Genomic DNA, 6,579 nt, shown 5'->3' with positions numbered 1-6,579 from the left:
GAGCCGGGGCGGGCGCTGGCTTGGCGGGGGGCGAGGCCGGGATTTCAGCGCTCTTGGTACAGGCGGCGCCCAGCAGGGTCACCGCGGCCAGCACGGGCGCAAGACGCTTCCAACACGAGAGGATCACGGCCGCGGGTCTTAGCCACGCGCGCAATGCTTGTAAAGCAAGGCGGGCTTTGGCAGGGAGGCCCCTCGCCCATGCCCAGAGTCCTGCTGCTACACACCGGAGGCACGCTCGGAATGGCCGGTGGCCGGCCTTCCGCCCTGCGTCCGGCGGCCTTCTTCCAGACCCTCCGCAAGCGCGCCCCGGAGCTGTTCCAGCTGGCGGACATCGAGCTGGAGCTGTTCTCCAACCTCGACAGCTCCGAGATGCAGCCGGAGCTGTGGAGCCGGATGGCCGCCCACCTCCACCGTCGACTGCCCGACTTCGACGGGGCGGTGGTGACCCACGGCACGGACACGCTCGCCTACACGGCCAGCGCGCTGTCCTTCATGTTGCGCAACCCGCCCTGCCCCGTGGTGCTGACGGGCTCTCAGCGGCCACTGGGGGAGATCCGCTCGGATGCGCGGCTCAACCTCATCGACGCGGTGCTCTCCGCGCTCCAGGGGCCGCGCGAGGTCACCATCTGCTTCGACTCGCACCTGTACCGGGGCAACCGCACGCGCAAGGTGAAGGTGGCCGAGTACGACGCCTTCGAGAGCCCCAACTTCCCCGTGCTGGGCACCCTGGGCGTGGACGCCACGTTCGAAGCGGGCTTGAAGCCGCGCGGGGCCTTCAAGCTCCACGAGGCGTTGGATCCGCGCGTCTTCTTCCTGAAGGTGTACCCGGGGTTGGATCCCGCCCTGCCCCTGCAGTTGCTGCCGCACGTGAAGGGGCTGGTGCTGGAGGCGTACGGGGCGGGCAACGTGCCCATCGCGCCGGAGCTGGGACGGTCGCTCCAGCCGCTCTTCGTCCAGGCCCGGGAGCGGGGCATCCCGGTGCTGGTGGTGAGCCAGGCGTACCGCAACGGGGTGGATCTCACGCTCTACGAGTCCGGGGCCATGGCCCTGGCGCAGGGGGCGGTGGGCGGCGCGGACATGACCCCCTCGGCGGCGCTGGTGAAGCTGATGCAGGGGCTGGCGGAGCATCCCCGGGGGGGCGAGCCCCTGGCGCGCTTCCTCCGGACGCCGGTGGCGGGCGAGCTGTCCGTCGGGCGGCCGACAGTCCCCCCGCCGACGTCGAAGCGGCGCAGGCCCACACGGGTGGGGCGGGTCGTCTGATACCGGTCGCATGAAAGGAACGTGGGTGTGCTTGCCGCCGTGAAAAGGCGGCCCCTAAGATGGGAGGCGCGATGTCCGAGGAGAAAACTTCCGTCCATTCCATTTCGGACCTGCTGGGCAGCGCCCAGCAGCAGAGCGCGTACCTGATCGTCATCAGCGCCAAGTCCGCCGCCGGCATCGGGCGGATGTTCAAGCTGGACCGTTCGGAAGTGGTGCTGGGCCGCAGCTCGGAGGCCCAGTTCCAGGTGGAGGACGACGGCATCTCGCGCAAGCACGCCAAGGTGGTGGCCATCGGTGACGGCCGCTTCCAGTTGGTGGACCTGGGCAGCACCAACGGCACGTACCTGAACGGCCTGAAGGTGAGCGCCGCGCCGCTGTACGACGGCGACAAGATCCAGATCGGCTCCAACACGGTGCTGAAGTTCAGCATCCAGGACGCGCTGGAGGAGCAGTACCAGCGCAGCATCTACGAGTCCGCCACGCGCGACGGCCTCACCCGCGTCTACAACAAGAAGTACTTCATGGAGACGGTGCGCAAGGAGTTCGCGTACTGCCTGCGCCACCGCGTGCCGTTGTCGCTGGTGCTCTTCGACGTGGATCACTTCAAGCGCATCAACGACGTGTACGGCCACCCGGCCGGAGACTTCGTGCTGACGCGCATCGCGCAGCGGGTGGCGGACACGGTGCGCACCGAGGACCTGCTCGCGCGCTACGGCGGCGAGGAGTTCGCGCTGATGCTGCGCGAGTCCGCGGAGGACGCGGCCCTGGCGTGCGCGGAGCGCTGCCGCGTGGCGGTGGACCGCAGCGACTTCATCTTCAGCGGCACGCCCATCAAGGTGACCATCAGCCTGGGCGTGGCGACGCTGCTGGACTCGGACTTCTCCCAGCCGGAGGACCTCATCTCCGCCGCGGACAAGTACCTCTACCGCGCCAAGCACGCGGGCCGGAACCGGGTGGACGCCAAGGCCGTCAGCGGTCCGTGAGCGGAGCCACCGTGGGGCCCGTTACGACGGGCCCGGATCCGCGGCCGAAGCCCGGCTGGCGCGGCGTGAGTTCCGACCCGACTCATGCATGAGTCGGAAGCCCGCCCGGCGTCAGCGTCCGAAGCCCAAACGGCACAGCCGCTCTTGCGACACGACTCATGCATGAGTCGGAAGCCTGCCCGGCGTCAGCGGCCGAAGCCCAAACGGCGCAGCCCCTCTTGAGACACGTGCTTCACGTGGGAGTCCACGTCGTGGGCCGCGGCCTCGCTCAACGCCGCCACCGCGTGCGGACCGCCCAGCGCCGTCAGCGTCCTGACGACAGCGAGGCGCACCTCCACCGCCGGATCCGTGCGCAGCCGCTCGGCCAGCACCCGCACGTGGGGCGGCCGGCCCATGAACTCCAGCGCCCGTGCCGCCGCGGCCCGCACCACCGGGTGCTCCGAGCCCAGGAGCCCCGCCGCGTCATCCCCCCGCGAGGGCTGCCGGTAGGAGGCCAGGACGTCCAGCGCGGCGGCCACCACCTCCGGCGCTCCATCCTCCAGCGCCTTCGACGCCAACTCCATCGCCTCCGCGTTGCGCGGCAGCGACCCCAGCGCGCGCACCGCGCCCGCCCGCACCGACGGCACGCTCGCGGACGCGTAGGGCGCCAACCGGCGCGTGGGACTTGAGCCCTCCTGGCAGTCGCCCATGAGCGCCACTGCCTCGCCTTGAATCTCCGGGATCCGCGCGTTGCGCCCGTCCGCCACGTCCCGGAGGAAGGCCGCGCAGCCCTTCTCGTGGGCCATCGCCTCCAGCCACGGCCGGGCGGCCTCCACCGTCTCCGCCCCTTTCACCCCCTGGAGCGCGGCTTCGCGCAGGGGCTTGCCACCCGACTCCGCCAGGCCCCGCGCCGCCTGCTCGCGCACCCGGGCATCCGCGTCCCCCAGCGCCCCTTCCAACTCGCGCGTCGCCAGCGGGCCGTAGCGCCGCAGCCCGGCCACCGCCGTGCGCCGGCGCTGCACGTCGCTCGACGCCAGCTCCGGCCGCAATCCGTCCAGTTCGCGCGAGTACACGGCGAAGAGCCGGTTGATGACAGCCTCGTCCGGGGGCTTCGCCTCCGTCAGCAGCAGCCGGCCCACGGACGCGCGCTGGCGCTCCGCGACGGCGGACAGCAGCGAGGCCATCACCTCGTCGCCCGCGACGGGCCGCGACGCCACCGCGTCCAGCACCACCCGCGTGGCCGAGCGTCCCTGGAACGTGGCCAGGTGCAGGAGCGCGGGCAGCCGCACGGCGGGCTCCTGCGAGAACATCTCCAGCGCGAGCGTCTGCCGGACGGCCTCCCGGCGCGCCCACACCCGGGCAGCCGCGGTCGGGCCCCGCGCTCCGGCGTCCTGGAGGAAGTCCGCCGTGGAGCGCCCCGCGTCCGCCGCGGCGCGGACCGCGGTGAGGCACGCCCCCAGGTCCGCGTCCGGCGGGGTGTCCATGATCCAGTCCGCCAGGGCCCGCCGCTCGGTGAGCCCCCGGCTCCGGGCCTCCGCGCGCACCGCCGCCCAGCGCACCCGCCAGCTGGGATCCTTGCGCGCCGACTCCAGCGCCATCCGGGCGTCCGCGCCTCCCGTGCCCAGGGACGTCACCCAGCTGTCCACCCGCCCACCGGTGACGCAGACGGGGCAGGTCCGGGCCCGCAGCGACGGGTCGGTGACGTGTCGGCGGCAGGACGCCCAGCACTCGGAAGCAACCGTGCCGCCCCGGGAGGGACTGGCCGCCAGCAGGAGTACCAGGAGGAGGAGGCGACGCACGCGGAGGGCACTCTAGCGCACCCTGTCCCATCCTTTCCGTGCGGGTCTCCTTGCCTTTTGCGGTCTGCTGCGCCATACCCCGGCCCCTTTGAAAATTTTCAGATCGCACCCAGCTAGGCGGAAGGAGGTGACTGCATGCCCGGTATTCGAGTGAAGGAAGGTGAATCCATCGAGAGCGCCCTCAAGCGCTTCAAGAAGGCCACCGAGAAAGCCGGAATCCTTTCCGAGATCCGCAAGCGCGAGCACTACGAGAAGCCTTCCGTGAAGCGGAAGAAGAAGGCCCTCGCCGCCAAGAAGCGCGCTGTGAAGAAGGCCCGCAAGTCGTACTAGCGCAGGCCTCGCAGTGAGGAGCCGGGGCGCCCCTGAAAAGTCAGGTGCCCTGGCTCCCGCCGTCCCATCCCCTGGCGCGGCGACACCTTTTCCCCGCCCGTGAGGAGTCCCGACATGGCCACCCTGAAAGAGCGCATCGACGCGGACCTGAAGGACGCGATGCGGTCCAAGTCCGAGCTGTCCCTGAGCGTGCTGCGGATGCTCAAGAGCGCCGTGAAGTACAAGGAAGTCGAGCCGGGTGCCTCCGCCCTGGACGACGCGGGCGTGCAGCAGGTCATCGCCACCCTCATCAAGCAGCGCCGCGACTCCGTCGAGCAGTTCAAGTCCGGAGGCCGGCCGGAGCTGGCGGAGAAGGAAGAGCAGGAGATCTCCGTCCTGCAGAAGTATCTGCCCCAGCAGCTCACCCCCCAGGAGCTCACCGCCGCCGTCCAGGCCGCCATCTCCGAGGTCGGAGCCCAGGGCCCCAAGGACATGGGCGCGGTCATGAAGAACGTGAACCCCAAGCTCCAGGGGCGCGCCGAAGGCAAGGCCATCTCCGAGGAAGTGAAGTCCCAGCTTTCCAAGATGTCCTGAAGCACCGTCGCACCGGGAACGGGCGCCGGAGGAATTCCTCCAGGCGCCCTCCCAATCCACCGGGCTTTGAAGCGGATTTTTTGATCCCTCGCCCGCTCGCCGCTAATCGCTGATCCCAAGGTCGCCTGCTCGTCCCCCACCCCGGGAGGCGCGCGGGAAGCCTTGAGGAGCGCGCGCCTTGCCCCAGCCTTCGTCCATCTCCGGTCACCGCCCGCGTCCAAGCTCCCCACCTGGGAGGGCGGACGGCCAGGGGTGCCACCGGTCCGGACGTGTCAGGCCCTGCGGTCAGGATGACGGGCGGATGGCCGCGCTCATGCGGATGGATGGAGGGGCGTCGTGATTCCGGAACACAAGATCCAGGAGGTCCTCGACCGCGTGGACATCGTGACGCTGGTGTCCCGCCACGTGGAGCTCAAGAAGGCCGGGCGCGAGTTCAAGGGCCGCTGCCCCTTCCACCAGGAGAAGACCCCCTCGTTCTACGTCGTCCCGGAGAAGCGCTTCTATTTCTGCCACGGCTGCCGTGCGAGCGGCGACGCGGTGTCCTTCATCCAGCGCTACCTGGGCAAGACGTTCCAGGACGCGGTGAGGGACCTGGCGCAGGAGGTGGGCATCGACCTGGAGGCCGCGCAGGACCCGGGCCTCAAGGAGCGCCAGCAGGTCAAGGAGGCCACGGACTTCGCCGCGGAGCACTTCCGCACCCAGCTCTGGGACGACGAGGGCCGCGCCGCCCGCGCCTACCTGGCCAGCCGGGGCGTCTCCGAGGAGGTGGCCCACGGCTTTGGCCTGGGCTGGGCGCCCGCGCAGTGGAGCCTCCTGGCGGACCGCTTCCAGAAGAACGGGATGCTGGAGTGGGGGCTGAAGGCGGGCCTCATCACGAAGCGCAACAGCGGCGAGGGCTGCATCGACTTCTTCCGCAGCCGGCTGATGGTACCCATCCGCGCGCCGGAGGGCCGGCCCATCGCCTTCGGAGGACGGCTGGTCGCCGCGGATGACGGGCCCAAGTACCTCAACTCGCGCGAGTCCCGGCTCTACAACAAGAGCGAGACGCTCTTCGGCATGGACCAGGCGCGGGATGAGATCCACAAGCGCAAGACGGCGGTCCTCGTCGAGGGGTACTTCGACTGCATCGGCCTGCACCAGGTGGGCGTGCGCCACGCGGTGGCCCTGTGCTCCACCAACCTCACCGCCGGCCACCTCCAGGGCCTCAAGCGCGCGGAGGCCCGCGACCTGGTCCTCCTCCTGGACGGCGACTCCGCGGGGCTCGCCGCCGTGGAGCGGCTGGCCGGCCCCCTGCTCGCCGCGGGCGCCCCCACCCGGGTGGCCCTGCTGCCCCAGGGGGACGACCCGGACGTGTTCGCGCGCCGGGAGGGCACAGACGGCGTGGAGCGGCTCCTGGAGGGCGCCCAGCCCCTCACGGCCTACCTCTTCGCCACCCTCCTCCCTGCGGGCAGGCAGGCGAGCTTCGAGGAGAAGATGGCCGCCCTGGAGCGGCTCAAGCCCGTCACGGCCCAGGTGCCGCCGGGCCTGACGCGCTCGGCGCTCATCAGCGCGCTGGCGGGGCACTTCGGCTGGATGCCGGCGCAGATTGAAACCTCGCTCCAGTACAAGGCGCCCCCCACCCCCAAGCCCATCGCCACGCCGGGGCACGCCATGGC

Annotated in this window: 6 protein-coding genes; 5 read left to right on the top strand and 1 reads right to left on the bottom strand. The window is 71.0% G+C overall.

Annotated elements, in window-relative coordinates:
• The first annotated feature begins 198 nt into the window (after nucleotides 1-198).
• Both D7V97_RS38115 and D7V97_RS38110 read left to right on the top strand, forming a co-directional pair.
• Nucleotides 199-1,260 (top strand): asparaginase, encoded by a 1,062-nt coding sequence (locus tag D7V97_RS38115; protein ID WP_120615503.1) that lies wholly within the window; start codon nucleotides 199-201, stop codon nucleotides 1,258-1,260.
• A 71-nt stretch (nucleotides 1,261-1,331) separates the two neighbouring features.
• On the top strand, nucleotides 1,332-2,243 hold the full coding sequence (locus D7V97_RS38110) for a GGDEF domain-containing protein (protein ID WP_120615504.1): 912 nt from the start codon (nucleotides 1,332-1,334) through the stop codon (nucleotides 2,241-2,243).
• Between the two features lie 185 nt (nucleotides 2,244-2,428).
• Here the strand turns inward: D7V97_RS38110 and D7V97_RS38105 are convergent, their stop codons facing one another.
• Nucleotides 2,429-4,021 carry a HEAT repeat domain-containing protein gene (locus tag D7V97_RS38105; RefSeq protein ID WP_120615502.1) on the bottom strand — a complete coding sequence of 531 codons (1,593 nt, stop codon included), beginning with the start codon at nucleotides 4,019-4,021 and terminating at the stop codon, nucleotides 2,429-2,431.
• Between the two features lie 135 nt (nucleotides 4,022-4,156).
• Here D7V97_RS38105 and rpsU point away from each other — a divergent pair, with 135 nt between their 5' ends.
• The 3 genes from rpsU to dnaG all read left to right on the top strand — a co-directional run.
• Nucleotides 4,157-4,351, top strand: a complete 195-nt coding sequence (gene rpsU, locus D7V97_RS38100; RefSeq protein ID WP_014395136.1) for a 30S ribosomal protein S21 — start codon at nucleotides 4,157-4,159, stop codon at nucleotides 4,349-4,351.
• Nucleotides 4,352-4,465: 114 nt separating this feature from the next.
• On the top strand, nucleotides 4,466-4,924 hold the full coding sequence (locus tag D7V97_RS38095; RefSeq protein WP_120615501.1) for a GatB/YqeY domain-containing protein: 459 nt from the start codon (nucleotides 4,466-4,468) through the stop codon (nucleotides 4,922-4,924).
• Nucleotides 4,925-5,260: 336 nt separating this feature from the next.
• The coding region (gene dnaG, locus D7V97_RS38090) for a DNA primase (protein ID WP_120615500.1) at nucleotides 5,261-6,579 on the top strand (1,319 nt) is incomplete at its 3' end.

This window comes from Corallococcus sp. CA053C (assembly GCF_003611675.1).
Taxonomy (GTDB): Bacteria; Myxococcota; Myxococcia; order Myxococcales; family Myxococcaceae; genus Corallococcus.
Note: the sequence above shows the minus strand (reverse complement) of the source record. Positions and strands in the feature narration are given on the sequence as shown.